22 protein-coding genes are annotated in these 18,939 nt (G+C 41.1%); all 22 read left to right on the top strand.

Annotated features, from left to right (window positions below; all coding sequences use genetic code 11):
• Positions 1 to 55 precede the first annotated feature (55 nt).
• The 22 genes from AB1I63_03590 to AB1I63_03485 all read left to right on the top strand — a co-directional run bounded on the left by AB1I63_03590 (position 56) and on the right by AB1I63_03485 (position 18,939).
• Positions 56 to 430, top strand: a complete 375-nt coding sequence (locus AB1I63_03590) for a DUF1149 family protein (protein ID MEW4353971.1) — start codon at positions 56 to 58, stop codon at positions 428 to 430.
• Between the two features lie 3 nt (positions 431 to 433).
• Positions 434 to 1,282 (top strand): DegV family protein, encoded by an 849-nt coding sequence (locus AB1I63_03585; protein ID MEW4353970.1) that lies wholly within the window; start codon positions 434 to 436, stop codon positions 1,280 to 1,282.
• Positions 1,283 to 1,291: 9 nt separating this feature from the next.
• Complete coding sequence (dapB, locus tag AB1I63_03580; GenBank protein MEW4353969.1) at positions 1,292 to 2,059, top strand: 4-hydroxy-tetrahydrodipicolinate reductase; 768 nt, start codon at positions 1,292 to 1,294, stop codon at positions 2,057 to 2,059.
• Positions 2,056 to 3,264 (top strand): CCA tRNA nucleotidyltransferase, encoded by a 1,209-nt coding sequence (locus AB1I63_03575; GenBank protein MEW4353968.1) that lies wholly within the window; start codon positions 2,056 to 2,058, stop codon positions 3,262 to 3,264. The genes dapB and AB1I63_03575 overlap by 4 nt, the downstream gene beginning before the upstream one ends.
• Positions 3,257 to 5,125: an ABC-F family ATP-binding cassette domain-containing protein gene (locus tag AB1I63_03570; GenBank protein MEW4353967.1), complete on the top strand. Its 1,869-nt coding sequence runs from the start codon at positions 3,257 to 3,259 to the stop codon at positions 5,123 to 5,125. The genes AB1I63_03575 and AB1I63_03570 overlap by 8 nt, the downstream gene beginning before the upstream one ends.
• A gap of 92 nt (positions 5,126 to 5,217) precedes the next feature.
• Positions 5,218 to 6,177, top strand: coding sequence for an ROK family glucokinase (locus AB1I63_03565; protein MEW4353966.1), 960 nt, complete (start codon positions 5,218 to 5,220; stop codon positions 6,175 to 6,177).
• A 185-nt stretch (positions 6,178 to 6,362) separates the two neighbouring features.
• Complete coding sequence (locus AB1I63_03560) at positions 6,363 to 6,971, top strand: histidine phosphatase family protein (GenBank protein ID MEW4353965.1); 609 nt, start codon at positions 6,363 to 6,365, stop codon at positions 6,969 to 6,971.
• 269 nt (positions 6,972 to 7,240) lie between these two features.
• Positions 7,241 to 7,528, top strand: a complete 288-nt coding sequence (locus AB1I63_03555; protein ID MEW4353964.1) for a TfoX/Sxy family protein — start codon at positions 7,241 to 7,243, stop codon at positions 7,526 to 7,528.
• Positions 7,529 to 7,815: 287 nt separating this feature from the next.
• Positions 7,816 to 8,655, top strand: coding sequence for a thymidylate synthase (locus tag AB1I63_03550; GenBank protein ID MEW4353963.1), 840 nt, complete (start codon positions 7,816 to 7,818; stop codon positions 8,653 to 8,655).
• A gap of 18 nt (positions 8,656 to 8,673) precedes the next feature.
• Complete coding sequence (locus tag AB1I63_03545) at positions 8,674 to 9,237, top strand: hypothetical protein (GenBank protein ID MEW4353962.1); 564 nt, start codon at positions 8,674 to 8,676, stop codon at positions 9,235 to 9,237.
• Between the two features lie 76 nt (positions 9,238 to 9,313).
• Positions 9,314 to 9,826, top strand: a complete 513-nt coding sequence (locus AB1I63_03540; GenBank protein MEW4353961.1) for a dihydrofolate reductase — start codon at positions 9,314 to 9,316, stop codon at positions 9,824 to 9,826.
• Entirely contained in the window at positions 9,826 to 9,996 is a 171-nt protein-coding gene (locus AB1I63_03535) for a hypothetical protein (protein MEW4353960.1), read from the top strand. The genes AB1I63_03540 and AB1I63_03535 overlap by 1 nt, the downstream gene beginning before the upstream one ends.
• A 40-nt stretch (positions 9,997 to 10,036) precedes the next feature.
• Positions 10,037 to 11,269, top strand: a complete 1,233-nt coding sequence (clpX, locus tag AB1I63_03530; GenBank protein ID MEW4353959.1) for an ATP-dependent Clp protease ATP-binding subunit ClpX — start codon at positions 10,037 to 10,039, stop codon at positions 11,267 to 11,269.
• A gap of 9 nt (positions 11,270 to 11,278) precedes the next feature.
• Positions 11,279 to 11,866, top strand: a complete 588-nt coding sequence (gene yihA / locus AB1I63_03525; GenBank protein MEW4353958.1) for a ribosome biogenesis GTP-binding protein YihA/YsxC — start codon at positions 11,279 to 11,281, stop codon at positions 11,864 to 11,866.
• 61 nt (positions 11,867 to 11,927) lie between these two features.
• A complete protein-coding gene (locus AB1I63_03520) occupies positions 11,928 to 13,199 on the top strand; it encodes a DUF2130 domain-containing protein (GenBank protein MEW4353957.1) in 1,272 nt (423 codons plus the stop codon).
• Between the two features lie 13 nt (positions 13,200 to 13,212).
• Positions 13,213 to 14,091 carry a tRNA pseudouridine(55) synthase TruB gene (gene truB, locus AB1I63_03515; protein ID MEW4353956.1) on the top strand — a complete coding sequence of 293 codons (879 nt, stop codon included), beginning with the start codon at positions 13,213 to 13,215 and terminating at the stop codon, positions 14,089 to 14,091.
• A gap of 22 nt (positions 14,092 to 14,113) precedes the next feature.
• A complete protein-coding gene (locus AB1I63_03510; protein MEW4353955.1) occupies positions 14,114 to 15,034 on the top strand; it encodes a bifunctional riboflavin kinase/FAD synthetase in 921 nt (306 codons plus the stop codon).
• Positions 15,035 to 15,133: 99 nt separating this feature from the next.
• Positions 15,134 to 15,535: a Spx/MgsR family RNA polymerase-binding regulatory protein gene (locus AB1I63_03505; protein ID MEW4353954.1), complete on the top strand. Its 402-nt coding sequence runs from the start codon at positions 15,134 to 15,136 to the stop codon at positions 15,533 to 15,535.
• 4 nt (positions 15,536 to 15,539) lie between these two features.
• Positions 15,540 to 15,818 carry a UPF0223 family protein gene (locus AB1I63_03500; protein MEW4353953.1) on the top strand — a complete coding sequence of 93 codons (279 nt, stop codon included), beginning with the start codon at positions 15,540 to 15,542 and terminating at the stop codon, positions 15,816 to 15,818.
• Positions 15,808 to 16,581: an inositol monophosphatase family protein gene (locus AB1I63_03495; protein ID MEW4353952.1), complete on the top strand. Its 774-nt coding sequence runs from the start codon at positions 15,808 to 15,810 to the stop codon at positions 16,579 to 16,581. The genes AB1I63_03500 and AB1I63_03495 overlap by 11 nt, the downstream gene beginning before the upstream one ends.
• Positions 16,582 to 17,895 carry an RsmF rRNA methyltransferase first C-terminal domain-containing protein gene (locus AB1I63_03490; protein MEW4353951.1) on the top strand — a complete coding sequence of 438 codons (1,314 nt, stop codon included), beginning with the start codon at positions 16,582 to 16,584 and terminating at the stop codon, positions 17,893 to 17,895.
• Between the two features lie 204 nt (positions 17,896 to 18,099).
• On the top strand, positions 18,100 to 18,939 hold the full coding sequence (locus AB1I63_03485; protein ID MEW4353950.1) for a phosphate ABC transporter substrate-binding protein PstS family protein: 840 nt from the start codon (positions 18,100 to 18,102) through the stop codon (positions 18,937 to 18,939).

The following is an 18,939-nucleotide window of genomic DNA, read 5'->3' as shown; positions in this document are numbered from 1 at the left end:
AGTGAAAAAAATATGCTATAATAGTAGCAACGTATATTTTTAGGAGAACACAGACATGGAACTAAAACGCGAAAAAGAATTCGTTAGTCAATATCACTATGATGCTCGTAATTTTGAGTGGGAACATGAGAATGGAACCCCTGAAACGAAAGTAGATGTGAATTTCCAACTGTTAGAGAGAAATAAGGAAAGCAATCAAACATCTATCGTTGTGATTTTGAGTTTTATGATTGTTTTTGATGCTTTTGTTATTAGTGGAACCATTTCGCAGGTCAATCATGTCCTTGGACGTATTGTGAATGAGCCTAGCGAATTCAATAAAGAAGAGGTAGAAACACTTGCACAACCAAGTCTTTCTATGCTAAATCGGTTGACCTACGAAGTTACCGAAATCGCCCTCGATTTACCAGGAATCAATTTGGAGTTTTAATTCATGAAATTAGCCGTCATTACGGATTCATCCGCATTTTTAGACGCCGAAGTTGTAAAAAACAGCGATTTATATATCCTTGATATTCCCGTCAGTATTGATGGAGCAGAGTATGTAGAAGGCAAAAATCTAACAGCCAGTGAGTTTTATGAAAAAATGGCGCAGGCAAGTAGCCTTCCGAAAACTAGCCAACCAAGTGTTGCTCGCTTAGAAGAGATTTTAGCTCAGTGTGAAAAAGAGGGCTATACGCATGCTTTGGGTCTCTTTTTATCCAGCGGAATTTCAGGATTTTACCAAAATATCCAATATCTAAAAGACGAATTTTCAAACCTTACGGTTGTTTTTCCAGATTCGAAAATCACGAGTGCACCTCTTGGTATTATGATCAAAACAGCTCTTGATAGTGCAGCTGTAGGTCTTGATTTTGACACGATTCTAGCACAAGTCAAGCAGCAAATTAAAGAGACCAGTGCCTTTATCATGGTGGATGATTTGAATCATTTGGTAAAAGGTGGTCGTCTGTCCAATGGTGCAGCAGTACTTGGCACCCTTCTTAGCATTAAACCGATTCTTTATTTTAACGAAGAAGGGGTTATTGAAGTCTTTGAAAAGGTAAGGACAGAGAAAAAGGCGACTAAGCGTTTGATTGAGATTGTCAAGGAAAATACAGCAGGAGGACGCTATCAGGTCATCGTCATCCATGCCAATGCTCTTGACAAGGCAGAGAACCTTCGCGGGCTCTTGCAAGAGCAAGGTGTGACAGGAGATATTCCTATTGCGACTTTTGGAAGTGTCATTGGAACACATTTGGGCGAAGGCAGTGTAGCTTTAGGCTATATTCCGATTATCTAAGGAGAGAGTATGAGTATCAAAGTCATTATTGCTGGCTTTAAAGGGAAAATGGGGCAAGCTGCCTATAAAATGGTTACAGAAGATGCTGATTTGGAATTGGTTGGCTTGCTTGATCCTTTTGCAGAAGAGGCAGATGTTGCTGGTGTTCCCGTCTTTAATCGCAAAGAAGATCTAGCACAGATTTCAGCAGATGTGTGGGTTGATTTTACCACGCCAAAAGTTGCTTATAAACATACACGATTTGCCTTAGAGCATGATTTTCGACCAGTTGTGGGAACAACAGGATTTACTTCTAAAGAAATTGAAGACTTGAAACGTTATTCTGCCGAAAAAGGTTTGGGTGGCTTGATTGCGCCGAACTTTGCCTTGGGAGCTGTTCTTCTCATGCAATTTGCTGCGCAAGCAGCCAAGTATTTCCCAAATGTCGAAATCATTGAGCTTCACCATGATCAGAAAAAAGATGCACCGAGTGGAACGGCTGTCAAAACAGCTGAATTGATCAGTCAGGTACGTCCTTCTCAATCACAAGGAGCAGTGGATGAGGAAGAAAGTATCGTGGGTGCGCGTGGGGCAGATTTTGATGGCATGCGGATTCACAGTGTTCGCTTGCCAGGACTTGTAGCCCATCAAGAGGTGATTTTTGGTAGCCAAGGCGAGGGTTTGACCTTGCGTCATGATTCTTATGATCGTACATCCTTTATGACAGGGGTTAACTTGGCCATTAAAGAAGTCGTAAAACGTGACCAATTGGTCTATGGATTGGAACATTTATTATGAGATTACGTCATTTGCCTTCTGAATTTCAGAAGGCTTTGCCAATTTTAGAAAAAATAAAACAAGCAGGCTATGAAGCCTATTTCGTCGGTGGGTCGGTCAGAGATGCGCTTTTAGAGCGTCCGATTCACGATGTAGATATTGCAACTTCTAGCTATCCGCAGGAAACTAAGAGTATTTTTGAGCGGACCGTGGATATCGGAATTGAGCACGGAACGGTCTTGGTCCTTGACGGGGGGAGCGAATATGAAGTGACCACTTTTCGGACCGAGGATGTCTATGTCGATTACAGGCGTCCGAGCCATGTCACCTTTGTTCGTTCGCTCGAAGAAGACTTAAAGCGTCGTGATTTTACGGTCAATGCATTTGCTCTTGATGAAACAGGATCGGTTGTTGACTTGTTTCATGGCCTCAATGATTTAGATAATAAATTGCTGCGAGCAGTAGGAGTTGCCAGTGAGCGTTTCAATGAAGATGCCCTGCGTATTATGCGTGGGTTTCGCTTTCAAGCCAGTTTAGGATTTGACATTGAAGCAGAAACTAGAGAAGCCATGGAAGACTGTGCTCCTTTGTTAACGAAAATTTCTGTTGAGCGAGTTTTTATTGAGTTTGATAAATTGTTATTAGCGCCTTACTGGCGTAAAGGCTTATCTAGTTTTTTAGTGAGTCGAGCTTATTTGTACCTACCAGAAATGGCACAGGCAGATCGAGCTTTGGAACATTTACTGTCTAGCCTAGAAAAAACTGCCCAGTTTTCATCGTCTGAGCAGGCGTGGGCAGCCTTGATTTTAGCCTTAGACTTGCCACAAGCTCGTCCCTTTTTGAAAAAATGGAAAACTTCCAATGATTTTCAGAAAAAAGTAGAGCAACTAATCGAGATTTATCGTTTGCGTGAGACAGGCATGCTTTGCAAATGGGATTGTTACCGCTTTGATTTGGATTTGATGATGCAGGCGGAGGATTTGCGTGAGATGAAGCATTTGCCAGTCCATCATCAAGCGATTAAAGATATACACGAAAGTCTTACGATTCATGACAAGCAAGAAATAGTGGTCAATGGGCGGATTTTAATGACAGAATACGGTTTTCAAGCAGGACCAAGACTTGGTCAAGTTTTACATCAAGTGGAGAAAGCCATTGTCGAAGGTCAGCTAGAAAATGACAAAGAAGCCATCATGATGTTTATAAAGGAGCAAGGATATGAGTGATTTTTTAGTGGAGGGCTTGACCAAATCAGTAGGTGATAAGACCGTATTCCAGAATATTTCCTTTATTATCCATGAGGGAGATCGCATTGGGCTGATTGGTGTAAACGGAACAGGCAAGACAACACTTTTAGACGTTTTGTCAGGTGTGAGTGGGTTTGATGGGGACCGTTCCCCTTTTTCAGCCAAGCAAGATTATAAAATTGCATATCTCACACAGGAGCCGTCTTTTGAGGATGAAAAGACTGTTTTAGATACGGTTTTATCGTCTCAACTACGAGAAATGATCTTGATTCGTGAGTATGAGTTGCTGTTGGCAAATTATGACGAGGAGAGTCAAGCGCGGTTGGAAAAAGTCATGGCGGAGATGGATTCACTTGATGCTTGGACGATTGAACATCAAGTCAAGACCGTCTTAAGCCAGCTAGGAATTCAGGATTTGACAGCGAAGGTCGGCAATCTATCGGGTGGATTGCGCAGGCGAGTGCAGTTGGCACAGGTCTTGCTCGGAGATGCAGACTTGCTACTGCTAGATGAGCCGACCAACCATCTGGATATTGCCAGTATCGAATGGCTGACGAATTTCCTCAAAAATACCAAGAAAAGTGTCCTCTTTATCACCCATGATCGCTATTTTTTGGACCAGATTTCGACTCGCATTTTTGAATTGGATCGTGCTAAGCTCATCGAATATCAAGGAAATTACCAAGATTATGTCCGAATCAAGGCGGAGCAAGATGAGCGAGATGCAGCGCTTCTTCATAAAAAGGAAAAGCTGTATAAGCAAGAGTTAGAGTGGATGCGCAGACAGCCTCAAGCCAGAGCTACTAAGCAAGAGGCGCGTGTCAATCGTTTTCATCATCTGAAAAAAGAGGTAGCTCAGAAAGATGTGACAAGTCAGTTGGAGATGAACTTTGAAACCAGCCGTATCGGAAAGAAAGTGATTGAGTTTCAAGAGGTGAGCTTTGGCTATGATGATAAGCAGCTTTTAGAGAAGTTTAGTTTGCTCATTCAGGCTAAGGATCGTATCGGGATTGTCGGTGATAATGGTGTTGGAAAATCCACTTTGCTGAATTTGATTGCAGGTAGCTTAGAGCCACAAGCAGGACATCTCATCATCGGAGAAACTGTTCGTGTAGGTTATTTCTCCCAAAAAGTGGAAGGGTTAGACCCATCCAAACGGGTCATCAATTATCTCCAAGAAGTGGCAGAAGAAGTCAAGACGACTAATGGTACGAGCAGCATTGCAGAGTTACTGGAGCAATTTCTCTTCCCACGTTCCATGCATGGTACAGTCATTGAAAAGTTATCTGGCGGTGAGAAAAAGCGTCTTTATCTTTTGAAGCTTCTCTTGGAAAAACCAAATGTTCTCCTCTTAGACGAGCCGACGAATGATTTGGACATTGCGACCTTGACAGTATTGGAGCATTTCTTGCAGAGTTTTACTGGACCAGTCATTACGGTCAGTCACGACCGTTATTTCCTTGACAAGGTGGCAGATAAAATCCTTGCTTTTGAAGATGGGCAGATTAGGACTTTCTTTGGGAATTACACAGACTATTTGGACGAAAAGGCGTTTGAGCTAGAAATCAGCAAGCAAAAGGAAAAAGCCAGCAAAGAAAAGCCAGTTAAAGTCCGTGAAGAAAAGAAACGAATGACCTATTTTGAACGGCAGGAATGGGAGATTATCGAATCAGACATTGAATCGTTAGAAACAAGTATTTCTCAGATTGAACAGGATATGCAAGAACACGGTTCTGATTTCTCCAAATTATCTGTTCTCCAAAAAGAATTAGATGAAAAAAATGAAGCTTTGCTCCTCAAATATGAACGCTATGAATACTTGAGTGAATTGGCGGATTAAAAATCAAAAAACTAGCAAGATCTGCTAGTTTTTTCTTTGCAAACCTTTGCATAACTGATATAATAAAAGTATTAGGAAAAAAGGAGACAACTATGGATAAAAAGATTATTGGAATTGACCTTGGAGGGACATCCATTAAATTTGCGATTTTGACGCCAGCAGGTGAAATTCAGCACAAATGGTCTATTGCGACCAATATCTTGGATGAAGGAAGTCACATCGTTCCAGATATGATTGCCTCTATCAAGCATCAAATGGAGTTACTAGGACTTTCAGCAGAGAATTTCCTTGGTATCGGAATGGGGTCACCTGGTGTGGTCAATCGTCATGAAGGAACTGTCGTAGGAGCTTACAACCTAAACTGGAAGTCAGAACAAGCTGTCAAAAAACAAATTGAATCAGCACTTGGGATTCCATTTTTCATTGACAATGATGCCAACGTAGCAGCCCTTGGTGAGCAATGGGTAGGTGCAGGGGGCAATCATCCAGACGTGGTCTTTGTAACTCTAGGAACAGGTGTTGGTGGCGGTGTGATTGCAGATGGTAATCTCCTTCACGGTATTGCTGGAGGAGCAGGAGAGCTAGGACATATCGTTGTTGATTTTGAACAACCCATTGAGTGTACTTGCGGGAAGAAAGGCTGCCTAGAAACCGTTGCTTCTGCCACAGGAATTGTCAATTTGACACGTCGCTATGCTGAAGCATACGCAGGCGATGCGGATTTGAAAGCCTTGATTGATGACGGACAAGAAGTGACGGCAAAAGTTGTCTTTGACCATGCCAAAGAAGGTGATGAGCTAGGGATGATTGTCTACAAGAATTTCTCTCGTTATTTGGGAATTGCTTGTGCCAATATCGCCAACATCTTGAACCCATCAACCATCGTTATTGGTGGTGGGGTATCAGCAGCAGGTGATTTCTTGCTAGCAGGGCTTCAAGAAGTCTTTAATACTCATGCCTTCCCACAAATCGCTAAATCAACAAAACTAGCTTTGGCGGATTTAGGAAATGACGCAGGAGTGATTGGTGCTGCCTCGCTTGTGTTGAAATAAGACTTTGATAAAAAGCTAGGAAAGAAATGTGAGATAGGAGCAGTCGTTCTTAAAAGAATGATGTGACTATCTCTTTTATGTAGGCTTACTTATCTGAAGTATGCTTTTTTATTGATTTTTCAATAGTGATATTGGATTATTGCCAACATATAAAAAAATTTGGTCTTGTTTTAGAGGAGAATGATATGAAAAAAATAATTACTATTCAACATACGGAGTCCGTCCATCATACCAATGGAATGGTTGGTTCATGGACAGATTGGGAACTTTCAGAATTAGGCAGAAAACAAGCAGAGAATATTGCTCTAAAACTAAAAGAAGAATTAGGAGATCGAAATTTCGTCTTATATTCATCAGATCTTTTAAGAGCAAAACAAACAGCTGAAATTATTGGTGAACATTTAGATATAGTACCCATTTTAAGACAAGAATTAAGAGAAAGAAATCTTGGAAAGTGTTGTGGAAAATCAGTCAATTGGTTAAAAGCAAATTTAGAGCAACATGAAAGATATATAGATGATAAGTGCTTTTCAGATGCAGAAAGTCGCAGAGAGGAATGGAGTAGGCTAAAACCTTTTTTTGATGAAATTATGAATAATGAAGAAGAGAATATCATTATAGTTTCGCATGGAGATTTATTATCTGTTTTTAATACAATGTTTTTGGGACTTGAGGTAGAGACATTGAATAATTTTGAATTATTTGGTTTCTCTGGTGGAGTTTCATATATGTTCCAAAATGACGATGGGAAAAGATTTATAAAAACAATGAGTAACATGGAATATCTTACATAACTCAACACAATGCATCAAGACGGTCATAATGTAGTATTTTTTAGTAATGTTTTGAGGATTGATAGAAAAGTATCATAAATCGGAGATAAAGTTTCATTGTATCCTAGATGTCATCATAGATATGATGATATTAATGATAGAAGGGGTATATTTCGTTTCCTTAAGGTAGAAAGCAGGTATATACTTAGCTTCATTTTAAGTGATGTGTCTTTTTTGTTCTTTATAGACGAATGGTAATAATATAAATGAAAATTTGTCGAGGTGAAGGTATGGCTTCAAGTAAAGAATATTTAGATTTCATTTTAGAACAATTGTCCGAGTTGGAAGAAATGTCATATAGAGCAATGATGGGTGAATATATCATTTATTATCGCGGGAAAATCATAGGTGGAATTTATGATGATAGATTTTTAGTGAAGTCTGTTAAATCTGCTATGGAATATATGGAAAATACAAAATATGAATTGCTGTATGATGGGGCAAAGGAAATGTTATTGGTAGATGATGTAGATAACAAAGAGTTTTTAACTGGCTTAGTCAATGTAATGTATGATTAGTTACCTGCACCAAAATCCAAAAAGAAGAAATAACTAAATCCCAGTTTGTCGAACTGAATAAACTCACTATTGACGGTATCGCTACCGTCTTTTTTATGCTTCCCAACTCTCGAAACATAAGATTTTTCATCGATGGTTTCATAGTTTGAGAAAAGTTTCGTTTTATCAAGCCATGGTCTGATTATATCCAAGACATGGTGAAATTATACGAGGCAGTTGTATCAATAGCCTATCTTCTGAAACACTAGAAAAAGGACAAAATGCTAGAGAAGTGATATACTAGATTCATGACTAAAGCAGATACTATTTTTAAAGAGAATATTCAAAAAATTATGGACGAGGGTGTTTTTTCAGAAAATGCGCGTCCTCGCTACAAAGACGGAAATGTCGCAAATTCCAAGTACATCACCGGCTCTTTTGCCGAGTATGATTTATCAAAGGGCGAGTTTCCAATTACCACCCTGCGTCCCATTCCCATCAAGTCAGCCATTAAAGAAGTTTGCTGGATTTACCAAGACCAGACCAACGATCTTAGCGTCTTAAATGACAAGTATGGCGTGACCTACTGGAACGACTGGGAAGTGGGCGAGACTGGCACCATTGGTGAGCGCTATGGGGCTGTTGTCAAGAAGCACCAGATTATGGATAAGATTTTGAAACAATTGGAGCAAAATCCTTGGAACCGTCGCAATATCATCTCACTCTGGGACTATGAGGCATTTGAAGAGACAGATGGTCTCTTGCCCTGTGCCTTTCAGACCATGTTTGATGTGCGGCGCGTGGACGGCGATATCTACCTTGATGCGACTCTGACCCAGCGTAGTAATGACATGCTGGTGGCTCATCACATCAATGCCATGCAGTATGTGGCGCTTCAAATGATGATTGCCAAGCACTTCGGCTGGAAGGTTGGGAAGTTCTTTTATTTCATCAACAACCTCCACATCTACGATAATCAATTTGAGCAGGCAAAAGAACTCCTACGCCGTACGCCTAGTGATTGTCAGCCACGGTTGATCTTAAATGTTCCAGATGGAACAAATTTCTATGACATCAAGCCAGAAGATTTTGAGTTAGTGGATTATGAACCTGTCAAACCGCAGCTAAAATTTGATTTAGCCATTTAAGCCTCAAAGGAGCTAGCCATGGTCAAGATTGCATTTTTCGTTTTTCTTTCCTGTCTGATTTATGTAGGGAATCGTACGCTTCAGCTCAAGCAATCTTGGTTGGTGTTTATTCCCTTTTGGGGCTTATGTAGGCAACTCGGTTTCTATGCAGGAAAAACTGAGACATCACAGAAATGGTTAGGAAGACTCGGTGCAGCCTTTGGTTTGTTTTATCTTATACTAACAACCTTTGCCATTTGGTCGATCCTGATCTTGTACGATAATCCTCAAGATTATTTAGAGATGATATTTTTTCTCAATCGATACTATGGGCTTCTTCTGCCGATTGTTATCGTGATTTTTGTTGGTGGCTTCTCTTTATGCTTACTGGGGCTTTATCGTTTTCTGTGTTTCTTTCAAGGACCTCATACGAAAGGTTTAGCGACTTTGGTCCTTATAGTAGCAGTTCTGAATCTTGTTTTGCATTACTTTTCTATTCATTTAGCCTATGTAGCCTTGTGGCTACTTTTGAGTGTGTATTGGACGACAAGAGAAAAAGAGGGGAAGCGTTTTATCGTAATCAAAGATGGCAGTAAAAAATGAAAAGACACTCGTAGTTTACAAGTGCCTTTTTTTCACTTTTTTGGTAAAATAAGACTAGCAATATAAAGGTGGAAGTATGACAAAGAAAATCGTTGCCATTTGGGCGCAGGATGAAGCAGGATTGATTGGAAAAAATCAAACCCTCCCCTGGTATTTACCAGCTGATTTACAGCATTTTAAGGAAACAACTCTACATCAAGCAATCCTCATGGGGCGTGTGACCTTTGATGGTATGAAGAGGAGAATTCTGCCCCAGCGTGTGAGCTTGATTTTAACGACAGACGATACTTATAAGGTAGAGGATAAGCGAGCTCTCATTTTTCATTCGGTAGAAGAAGTCCTTGATTGGTATGAAAAAGAAGACTATTCCTTATATGTGATTGGAGGAGCTCAGATCTTTACCGCCTTTGAGTCTGTCTTAGATGAGTTAGTCGTAACAGAGATTCATGAGCATTTTGAAGGGGATACTTACTTTCCGATCTCTTTTGATTGGAGCTCTTTTGAAGAGGTGGAGAATCATTTTTATCCCAAGAATGAAGCAAATGCCTATGATTTCACTATTAGACGCTGGCGCAGAAAGGAGCTGTAATGGAACGCAGTATTTTTGGATTTTTTACAGCTGTTTTGTGTGGGATTTGTGTGTTGACGGCGCTACAAGCCCAAAAGAAACGACGGTACGGTTTAGCAGTCCTCTTTTGGCTCAACGCCTTTACCAATCTTGTCAATAGTATCCACGCCTTTTATATGACCTTATTTTAATGAAAAAGTTTTAAAAAATTACGAGAAATAGGAGTAAACAATGCCTACAAATAGGAAACAAGAGATGATGGTTTATTGCTCATTTTGCGGAAAAAGTCAGGAAGAAGTTCCTAAAATTATCGCAGGAAACAATGCCTTTATCTGTAACGAATGTGTCGAGTTAGCCCAAGAAATTATCCGAGAAGAGCTAGCAGAAGAAGTATTAGCAGACTTGTCTGTGGTACCAAAACCACAAGAACTCTTGAATATTTTAAACAACTATGTCATCGGACAGGACCGTGCTAAACGTGCCTTGGCTGTGGCTGTTTACAATCACTACAAACGCATTAACTTCCATGATAATCGTGACAGCGAAGAGGAAGTGGATTTGCAAAAATCAAATATCCTCATGATTGGCCCAACAGGTTCAGGAAAGACTTTCTTGGCGCAAACCTTAGCAAAGAGCTTGAATGTTCCTTTTGCGATTGCAGATGCAACGGCTTTGACAGAAGCTGGTTATGTAGGAGAGGACGTGGAAAATATCCTCTTGAAACTCTTGCAAGCAGCAGATTTCAACATTGAGCGTGCAGAGCGTGGGATTATCTATGTTGATGAAATTGATAAAATCGCGAAAAAAAGCGAAAATGTCTCTATCACTCGTGATGTCTCTGGTGAAGGGGTTCAGCAGGCTCTCTTAAAAATTATTGAGGGAACGGTTGCGAGCGTCCCTCCACAAGGTGGTCGCAAACATCCGCAACAAGAAATGATCCAAGTGGATACGAAAAATATTCTCTTTATTGTAGGCGGTGCATTTGATGGTATCGAAGAAATCGTGAAACAACGCTTGGGTGAGAAAGTCATCGGATTTGGACAAAATAATCGCGCCATTGATGAAAATGGTTCCTACATGCAGGAAATCATTGCTGAAGACGTGCAAAAATTTGGAATTATCCCTGAGTTAATCGGACGCTTGCCTGTCTTTGCAGCTCTTGAGCAGCTGACAGTGGAAGATTTGGTGCGGATTTTAAGCGAGCCAAAAAATGCCTTGGTCAAACAATACCAAGCCCTTCTTTCTTTTGATGATGTGCAGTTGGAGTTTGATGAGGAAGCGCTTCGTGAGATTGCACAGAAAGCCTTGGAACAAAAAACAGGGGCGCGTGGTCTTCGCTCGATTATCGAAGAAACCATGCTAGACGTCATGTTTGAAGTACCGAGCCAAGAAAATGTGAAGCTAGTCCGCATTACCAAGGAAGCTGTTGAAGGCAAGGGCAAGCCGATTTTAGAGACGGCTTAAGAGGTGAGTATGGAAATCAATACACATAATGCCGAGATTTTACTGAGTGCAGCGAATAAATCCCACTATCCACAGGATGAGATTCCAGAGATTGCTCTAGCAGGGCGCTCCAATGTCGGAAAATCAAGCTTTATCAATACTCTTTTGAATCGAAAAAATTTAGCTCGAACCTCAGGAAAGCCTGGGAAAACGCAGCTTCTGAATTTCTTTAACATTGATGACAAACTACGCTTTGTCGATGTGCCTGGCTATGGCTATGCTAAGGTTTCTAAGTCTGAGCGGGCTAAATGGGGCAAGATGATTGAAGAGTATTTGACCAGCCGAGAAAATTTGCGAGCAGTGGTCAGTCTTGTTGATTTGCGGCATGATCCTAGCAGTGATGATGTGCAGATGTATGACTTTTTGAAATACTATGAGATTCCTGTCATCGTGGTTGCGACTAAGGCAGATAAGATTCCGCGTGGCAAATGGAACAAGCATGAAGCTGCGATTAAGAAGAAATTGGATTTTGACAAGGGAGATGACTTTATCGTCTTTTCATCCGTCGATAAGACAGGCTTAGACGATGCTTGGGATGCTATTTTGTCAAAAATGTAAGAAAAACAGGAAGAGGGTTAGGACAGGGTCCCAGCCCTTTCTTCTATCAGAAAGGATTGCCATGAATGAAATCAAATGTCCCCATTGTGGGACAGCTTTTACGGTAAATGAAACCCAGTATAGCCAGCTTTTAGCGCAGGTGAGAACGGAAGAATTTTCGAAAGAAATCCATGAGCGTTTAGCACAAGAGCGCTTGCTAACTGAGCAACAACTGAAGCAAGAAAAGCAGGAAGCCTTGGCGCTCAAAGAGCAAGAAATCACGCAACTGAGACATCAAATTGACCAATTTGAGCTTGAAAAAGATGTTTTAAAAGGAAATTTGGAGAAGGATTTTACCCAAGTCTTGACCCAAAAAGAGCAGGAGGTAAAAGACTTACAATTCACTCTTTCGCGTTTGGAATTGGAGCAAGAAGGTCGTTTGAAAGAGCAAGTACATGTGCTTGAAAAAGAGCGTGATGAGGCAAAAACGCAGCTTCTCCTGCAAGAAAAAGAGGCAGAATTAGCTCAAAATTCCCTCAAAGAACGCTATGAAATTGAATTGCGCCAAAAAGAGGAAACGATTGAATTTTACAAAGATTTCAAAGCTAAACAATCGACTAAAATGATTGGAGAGAGTTTAGAGCAGCACTGTGAGTATGAGTTTAACAAGCATCGGATGGCGATGTTTCCTCGTGCTGAATTTTCCAAAGATAATGATGCTAGAACAGGGAGCAAGGGAGATTATATTTATCGTGAATATGATGAAAACGGTGTTGAAATCCTCTCCATTATGTTTGAGATGAAAAACGAAGGCGATGAGACAGCAACTAAGAAAAAGAATGAGCATTTCTTTAAAGAGTTGGACAAGGATCGGCGGGAAAAATCTTGTGAGTATGCGATTTTGGTGACCTTACTCGAGTCAGATAGTGAACTGTATAATTCGGGGATTGTTGATGTGTCGTATGCTTATGAAAAAATGTATGTCATTCGCCCTCAATTTTTCTTGCCCATGATTACGCTGTTACGCAATGCAGCGATGAATGCTTTGACTTACAAGCAGGAATTGGCCTTGGTTCGTGAGCAAAATATTGATATTACTCATTTTGAAGAGGATTTGGAAACCTTTAAGAATGCTTTTGCTAAAAATTACCAGTCAGCAAGTACCAATTTCCAAAAGGCGATTGATGAGATTGATAAGGCTATTAAACGTATGGAGGCTGTCAAGGCAGCGCTTACGACCAGTGAAAATCAACTGCGCTTGGCGAATAATAAACTCGAAGATGTATCCGTCAAAAAATTAACGCGTAAGAATCCTACGATGAAAGAAAAATTTGCTGCCCTAAAAGAGACATAAACTGGAGCGAGATATGAATGGAATCATTAACTTAAAAAAAGAAGCAGGTATGACTTCGCACGATGCCGTGTTTAAACTGCGTAAGATTTTGCATACCAAGAAAATTGGTCACGGTGGCACGCTAGATCCTGATGTGGTTGGCGTCTTGCCGATTGCAGTTGGAAAAGCGACGCGCTTGGTGGAGTACATGCAAGATGAGGGGAAGACCTATGAGGGTGAAATCACGCTTGGCTTTTCAACGACAACTGAGGATGCTAGTGGCGAGGTGGTGAAAGAAACCCGCTTACGAGAAGCCATTTCAGAGGAAGTGATTGATCAAGCGATGGAGGAGTTTGTCGGAAATATCACGCAAATTCCTCCTATGTATTCTGCAGTGAAGGTCAATGGTCGAAAGCTGTATGAGTATGCACGAGCTGGGGAGGCAGTTGAACGTCCAGAGCGTCAGGTGATGATTTACAAGTTTGAGAGGATTAGTTCGCCCGTTTTTCAAGATGGATTGCTGTCTTTTAGATTTCGGGTGATTTGTAGTAAGGGAACTTATATCCGCACCTTATTGGTAGATTTGGGAGAAAAGCTAGGCTTTGCCAGTCACATGTCTGCGCTCACACGAACGTCTTCATCAGGGATGGATTTAGCAGATAGTTTAACCTTAGCAGAGATTGAAAAGAAAGTAGCAGAGAATGACTGGTCTTTCTTGCAACCTTTGGAGCTTGGCATTGGCGATTTGAACGTCGTAGAGCTTGAAAGCGAGCAGGTAGAGGAAGTCCGCTTTGGACGCTTTGTTGTTTTATCTGCTGAGAATGATGAGCTAGCAGGATTTTATGATGGAATATTAGTGGCTATATTGGAGAGACGAGAGGCAGTTTACAAGCCTAAAAAGGTCTTTCTGTGAGATTTTATGATAAAATAGAAGAATGAAAACGATATACATCACGAATCAAGATGAGATTCAACAAATTTCTGAGACAGTCCTTGTCTTGGGCTATTTTGATGGTCTGCATAAGGGGCATCAAGCCCTATTTGAGGTGGCAAGTAACATTGCAAAAGAGCGGGATTTAGAGGTGGCAGTGCTGACATTTCCAGAATCTCCTAAGATTCCTTTTGTCCGCTATCAAGAGGATTTGTTGGCTCATTTGACCAATCCAATAGAGCGTAAAGAAGCCTTTGAGCAGCTAGGAGTGAATAGACTTTATTTGATTGATTTTAGCAGTCGTTTTGCCAGTCATACAGGGCAGGAGTTTGTCAAGCAATATATCAAGGCTTTGAAAGCTAAGGTTATTGTGGCAGGTTTTGATTATCACTTTGGCAGTGATAAGAAGTCTGCGCGCGATTTACAGACTTATACAAATGCAGAAATTGTGATTGTCCCATCCGTAGATATTGACGGTGAAAAGGTGAGTTCGACACGGATTAAAGCTGCGATTGCAAAAGGCGATGTCAAATTAGCACATACTTTATTAGGACGAGCTTTGACGACTCAAGGTTTGGTTGTCCATGGCGATGCCAGAGGTCGGACCTTGGGCTATCCAACAGCCAATCTTGCTACGCTTGATCGGGTAGTTCTGCCGCAAGACGGTGTCTATGTGGTTGATGTAGCCTATCAGGGAGAAGTCTATCGTGGTATGGCTAGCATTGGGAAAAATGTAACCTTTAATGGAGAAGAATTGCGCCTTGAAGTTCACTTGTTTGATTTTTCTGGCAATATGTACGGTGATAAGGTGACGGTTTATTGGTTGGACCGCTTGCGAGACATGGTTAAATTTTCAAGTTTGAAAAATCTGATGGTCCAATTAAAGCAGGATGAAGAAGCAGCAAGAAATTGGTCTGTTGAATAAAATGGATAATCATGCGAAAAAAACTTGAAAATACCTAGTCGGATGCTTAATAATTTGGTATAATAAGAATAGGTATAAATAGATGAAGAAGAGAAATACATGATTACATTATTTTTATCACCGAGTTGTACGAGCTGTCGTAAAGCCAGAGCTTGGTTACTCAATCATGATGTTCCTTTTCAGGAGCACAATATCATGACGAGCCCTTTATCAAGGGAGGAACTTCAGCATATCCTGTCTTTGACAGAAAATGGCACAGATGACATCATTTCAACTCGTTCCAAGATTTTTCAAAAATTAAATGTAGATGTTGAAAATATGTCTATATCCGAATTGATTCGCTTGAATGGAGAAAATCCAAGTCTTTTGCGACGTCCAATTATTCTGGATGGCAAGCGGATGCAAATCGGTTTTAATGAAGATGAGATTCGGGCATTCTTGCCGCGCGGCTATCGCCAGCAGGAATTGCGTGATGCAACCCTACGAGCAGAGATTGAATAAGGAAATGAATAAGAACTATCAATACCCACTAGATCTATCGTGGAGCACTGAAGAGCTTGCTTCAGTGCTTTCTTTTTTTAATCAGGTTGAAAAAGCCTATGAAGGAAAAGTAGCTGTGGAGGCATTATTATCCGCCTATAAAGCTTTTAAAATCGTCGTTCCAAGTAAGGGCGAGGAAAAGCGAATTGGGCGTGAATTTGAAACAGTCAGCGGCTACTCGCTTTACCGTGCGGTTGAGGCGGCAAAAAAACAGGGGAAAGGAATGATTTCTCTTGGAAACTAAATTAGCATTTGCAAAAGCTATTGTCTATGAAGCAGCCAGCTATATCCGCAAGCATATGGATGAGCCAGTCGTGATTGAAACCAAATCAACTCCGACAGATTTAGTGACACAGTTAGATGAAGCTGTACAAGACCAGCTGGTGCAAAAGATTGTAGAGGCCTATCCGACAGATCATATCTTGGCAGAAGAAAACGGTCTTCGTCATTCGATTGAGGATGGTCATGTTTGGGTTATTGACCCGATTGATGGGACCAATAATTTCATTGCCCAAAAGACAGATTTTGCCATTATGCTGGCTTATTTTGAAAATGGCCAGGGGCAGTTTGGACTGATTTATGATGTCATGAAAGATGAGCTTTATGTTGGCGGTGGGCAGTTTTCTGTCTATTGTAATGATAAGCCTTTAGTACCCTATCAAGAAAAAAACTTGCAGCACTCTTTAGTAGCCATTAGTGCAGGTCTTTTTAAGAGTGAGACGGTTGATATTTTGCCCTTGGTACATAACTCTTTAGGGGCAAGACTCTATGGTAGTGCTGGGATTAGCTTTGCGCGAGTCCTATCCGGTCGCCTACTTCTTTATGTGTCCTCGATTTATCCTTGGGATTATGCGGCAGCTAGTATTTTAGCGCCTAAGTTGGGTTATCAAGTTATGACGATTGACGGAGAAGTTCCGGATTTTCAGACACGACAGGATATTGTTATTGTTCCAACAGAAAAATGGGCAGAGATTGCGCCTTATATCATGAAAAAAGGAGAGAGCTAGATGGAATTTCCAAAAGGATTTCAAGAAAAATATGAGCAACTTTTGGGAGAGGAGGCTAGCTCTTTTTTTATGAGCTTTGAGGAAGATCCTGTGGCTGGATTTCGGACCAATCCTTTAAAAGAAGTGCAGCATTCCTTTGACCATCCGATTGCGTCTATGCCTTGGTCTTACTATGGCAAGGTCGATGGGAAATCGCCAGAGCATGTGACAGGTCTCGTTTACTCCCAAGAGCCAGCAGCCCAAGTCGTGGGACAAGTAGCTTCGCCTACACCTGGTATGAAAGTTTTAGATTTAGCAGCAGCACCAGGCGGAAAATCGACCCATTTACTCTCTTATTTGGAAAATGAGGGACTTCTTGTCTCCAATGAAATTAACAGTAAACGTGCAAAGATTTTGGTGGAAAATATCGAACGATTTGGAGCAAGAAATGTGTTGGTCACCAATGAATCTGCTGATCGATTAGCGAAAGTTTTTGATGGCTATTTTGATATGATTGTGCTTGATGCTCCCTGCTCTGGAGAGGGCATGTTTCGTAAAGATCCTGCAGCTATGGAGTATTGGACAGAAAACTATCCTAGCGAGTGCGCGCGCGTGCAACGAGAGATTTTGCAAGATGCGGTTCGGATGTTAGCTCCAGATGGTGTTTTGATTTATTCAACCTGCACATGGGCGCCAGAGGAAAATGAAGAAATCGTCACTTGGCTTTTGCAAGAGTATGAGTGCTTCTTGGAAAGTATTACTCCTATAAATGGGATGGTTGCAGGGATTGATTATCCTGAGACTGCGCGTATGTATCCGCATCATTTTAAAGGGGAAGGGCAGTTTGTTGCAAAATTACGATTTAAAGGACAAGGAAAAGCTAAGAAAATCAAGAAAAGCAAGTCGAGTTTGACAGCTGAGCAAAAGAATTTGTGGCAGGAATTTGCCCAAAAACACCTCAAAACAGCACTAGATGGGGAATTACAGACCTTTGGTGACCATCTCTACTTACTGCCAAATGGTTTGCCTGATGTATCCAAGCTAAAAATAGCGCGAAATGGTCTGCATTTAGGAACGTTTAAGAAAAAGCGTTTTGAACCAAGTTTTGCCTTGGGATTGGCTTTGAAGCCAAGTGAAGTGAAAGACAGTCTTTCTCTTACAAACGAGCAATTTTACCAGTATGTTGCAGGAGAGACAGTTGATGTGGACAAGAGCTTACCAAATGGCTGGTATCAAGTTTTAGCAAAAGGCAATGGTTTGGGATTTGCAAAAGTGACGCAGGGAATTTTGAAAAACTATTTTCCAAAAGGATTGCGTTTTCGTCTTAAGCCATAAAAGATACTGTAACAGAGTATGTTATTATAGATTTAAAAATGCTCGTTTGAGATGAATCCTTGATTTTTCAAGCTCTTTCGAAGAAAAATCTTTTCAAAAATTCTGACTTATGATATAGTGAGATTAGGGGTGCTTTTAAGGAGCATCTCCCACTGATTCTAAAGGAGATACAGAGTGAAAAAACAACACAAAATCCTTCATTCCATGCTCATTGCAGCAATGGGGGTGAGTTTATCTGCCTGTGCTTCATGGATTGACCGTGGTGAATCCATCACAGCAGTTGGCTCAACAGCCCTTCAACCCTTAGTCGAAGCAGCAGCGGATGAATTTGGGATTGAAAACCAAGGCAAGACCATCAATGTCCAAGGAGGCGGATCTGGTACAGGACTTTCACAAGTTCAGTCAGGAGCTGTTCAGATTGGAAATAGCGACGTCTTTGCCGAAGAAAAATCTGGGATTGAAGCGGACAAATTGGTCGATTACCAAGTTGCCGTAGCAGGTATCGCAGTCATCGTCAATAAAGAAGTCGATGTCAAAAATATTAGCCTAGAAGATCTGAAAAAGATTTTTACAGGAGATATTACCAACTGGAAAGAACTAGGTGGAAAAGATTTAGAAATTTCCATTATCAACCGTGCAGTGGGCTCTGGTTCCAGGGCTACCTTTGATACGGTGGTCATGAAAGGGGAAGAAGCGGCTCAAAGCTTGGAGCAGGATTCAAACGGAATGGTCAAGTCCATTGTCTCTCAGACACCAGGTGCCATTTCCTACCTTGCCTTTTCTTACGTTGATGATTCAGTCAAAAAGCTTCAGCTCAATGGATTTGAGCCAACCGTGGACAATGTCGTGACCAATGACTGGCCGATTTGGTCTTACGAGCATATGTACACTATGGGTGAGGCAGCAGGACTTGAAAAAGAGTTCTTAGACTATGTCATGTCTGAGAAAGTCCAAAAAGGGGTTGTCGTTGATATGGGATACATCTCAGTTAATGACATGAAGGTCACAAAGACTGCAGACGGTACAGTGAAGGAGAAAAAGTAA

This window comes from Streptococcus pneumoniae (assembly GCA_040719455.1).
In the GTDB taxonomy this organism is placed as follows: domain Bacteria; phylum Bacillota; class Bacilli; order Lactobacillales; family Streptococcaceae; genus Streptococcus; species Streptococcus pneumoniae_G.
This window is presented reverse-complemented; position numbering and strand designations above follow the sequence as displayed.

Excerpts from the sequence above, each read along its gene's own strand:
- AB1I63_03590 (MEW4353971.1), top strand. The coding sequence starts at position 56 with ATGGAACTAAAACGCGAAAAAGAATTCGTTAGTCAATATCACTATGAT.
- AB1I63_03585 (MEW4353970.1), top strand. The coding sequence starts at position 434 with ATGAAATTAGCCGTCATTACGGATTCATCCGCATTTTTAGACGCCGAA.
- dapB (MEW4353969.1), top strand. The coding sequence starts at position 1,292 with ATGAGTATCAAAGTCATTATTGCTGGCTTTAAAGGGAAAATGGGGCAA.
- AB1I63_03575 (MEW4353968.1), top strand. The coding sequence starts at position 2,056 with ATGAGATTACGTCATTTGCCTTCTGAATTTCAGAAGGCTTTGCCAATT.
- AB1I63_03570 (MEW4353967.1), top strand. The coding sequence starts at position 3,257 with ATGAGTGATTTTTTAGTGGAGGGCTTGACCAAATCAGTAGGTGATAAG.
- AB1I63_03565 (MEW4353966.1), top strand. The coding sequence starts at position 5,218 with ATGGATAAAAAGATTATTGGAATTGACCTTGGAGGGACATCCATTAAA.
- AB1I63_03560 (MEW4353965.1), top strand. The coding sequence starts at position 6,363 with ATGAAAAAAATAATTACTATTCAACATACGGAGTCCGTCCATCATACC.
- AB1I63_03555 (MEW4353964.1), top strand. The coding sequence starts at position 7,241 with ATGGCTTCAAGTAAAGAATATTTAGATTTCATTTTAGAACAATTGTCC.
- AB1I63_03550 (MEW4353963.1), top strand. The coding sequence starts at position 7,816 with ATGACTAAAGCAGATACTATTTTTAAAGAGAATATTCAAAAAATTATG.
- AB1I63_03545 (MEW4353962.1), top strand. The coding sequence starts at position 8,674 with ATGGTCAAGATTGCATTTTTCGTTTTTCTTTCCTGTCTGATTTATGTA.
- AB1I63_03540 (MEW4353961.1), top strand. The coding sequence starts at position 9,314 with ATGACAAAGAAAATCGTTGCCATTTGGGCGCAGGATGAAGCAGGATTG.
- AB1I63_03535 (MEW4353960.1), top strand. The coding sequence starts at position 9,826 with ATGGAACGCAGTATTTTTGGATTTTTTACAGCTGTTTTGTGTGGGATT.
- clpX (MEW4353959.1), top strand. The coding sequence starts at position 10,037 with ATGCCTACAAATAGGAAACAAGAGATGATGGTTTATTGCTCATTTTGC.
- yihA (MEW4353958.1), top strand. The coding sequence starts at position 11,279 with ATGGAAATCAATACACATAATGCCGAGATTTTACTGAGTGCAGCGAAT.
- AB1I63_03520 (MEW4353957.1), top strand. The coding sequence starts at position 11,928 with ATGAATGAAATCAAATGTCCCCATTGTGGGACAGCTTTTACGGTAAAT.
- truB (MEW4353956.1), top strand. The coding sequence starts at position 13,213 with ATGAATGGAATCATTAACTTAAAAAAAGAAGCAGGTATGACTTCGCAC.
- AB1I63_03510 (MEW4353955.1), top strand. The coding sequence starts at position 14,114 with ATGAAAACGATATACATCACGAATCAAGATGAGATTCAACAAATTTCT.
- AB1I63_03505 (MEW4353954.1), top strand. The coding sequence starts at position 15,134 with ATGATTACATTATTTTTATCACCGAGTTGTACGAGCTGTCGTAAAGCC.
- AB1I63_03500 (MEW4353953.1), top strand. The coding sequence starts at position 15,540 with ATGAATAAGAACTATCAATACCCACTAGATCTATCGTGGAGCACTGAA.
- AB1I63_03490 (MEW4353951.1), top strand. The coding sequence starts at position 16,582 with ATGGAATTTCCAAAAGGATTTCAAGAAAAATATGAGCAACTTTTGGGA.
- AB1I63_03485 (MEW4353950.1), top strand. The coding sequence starts at position 18,100 with ATGCTCATTGCAGCAATGGGGGTGAGTTTATCTGCCTGTGCTTCATGG.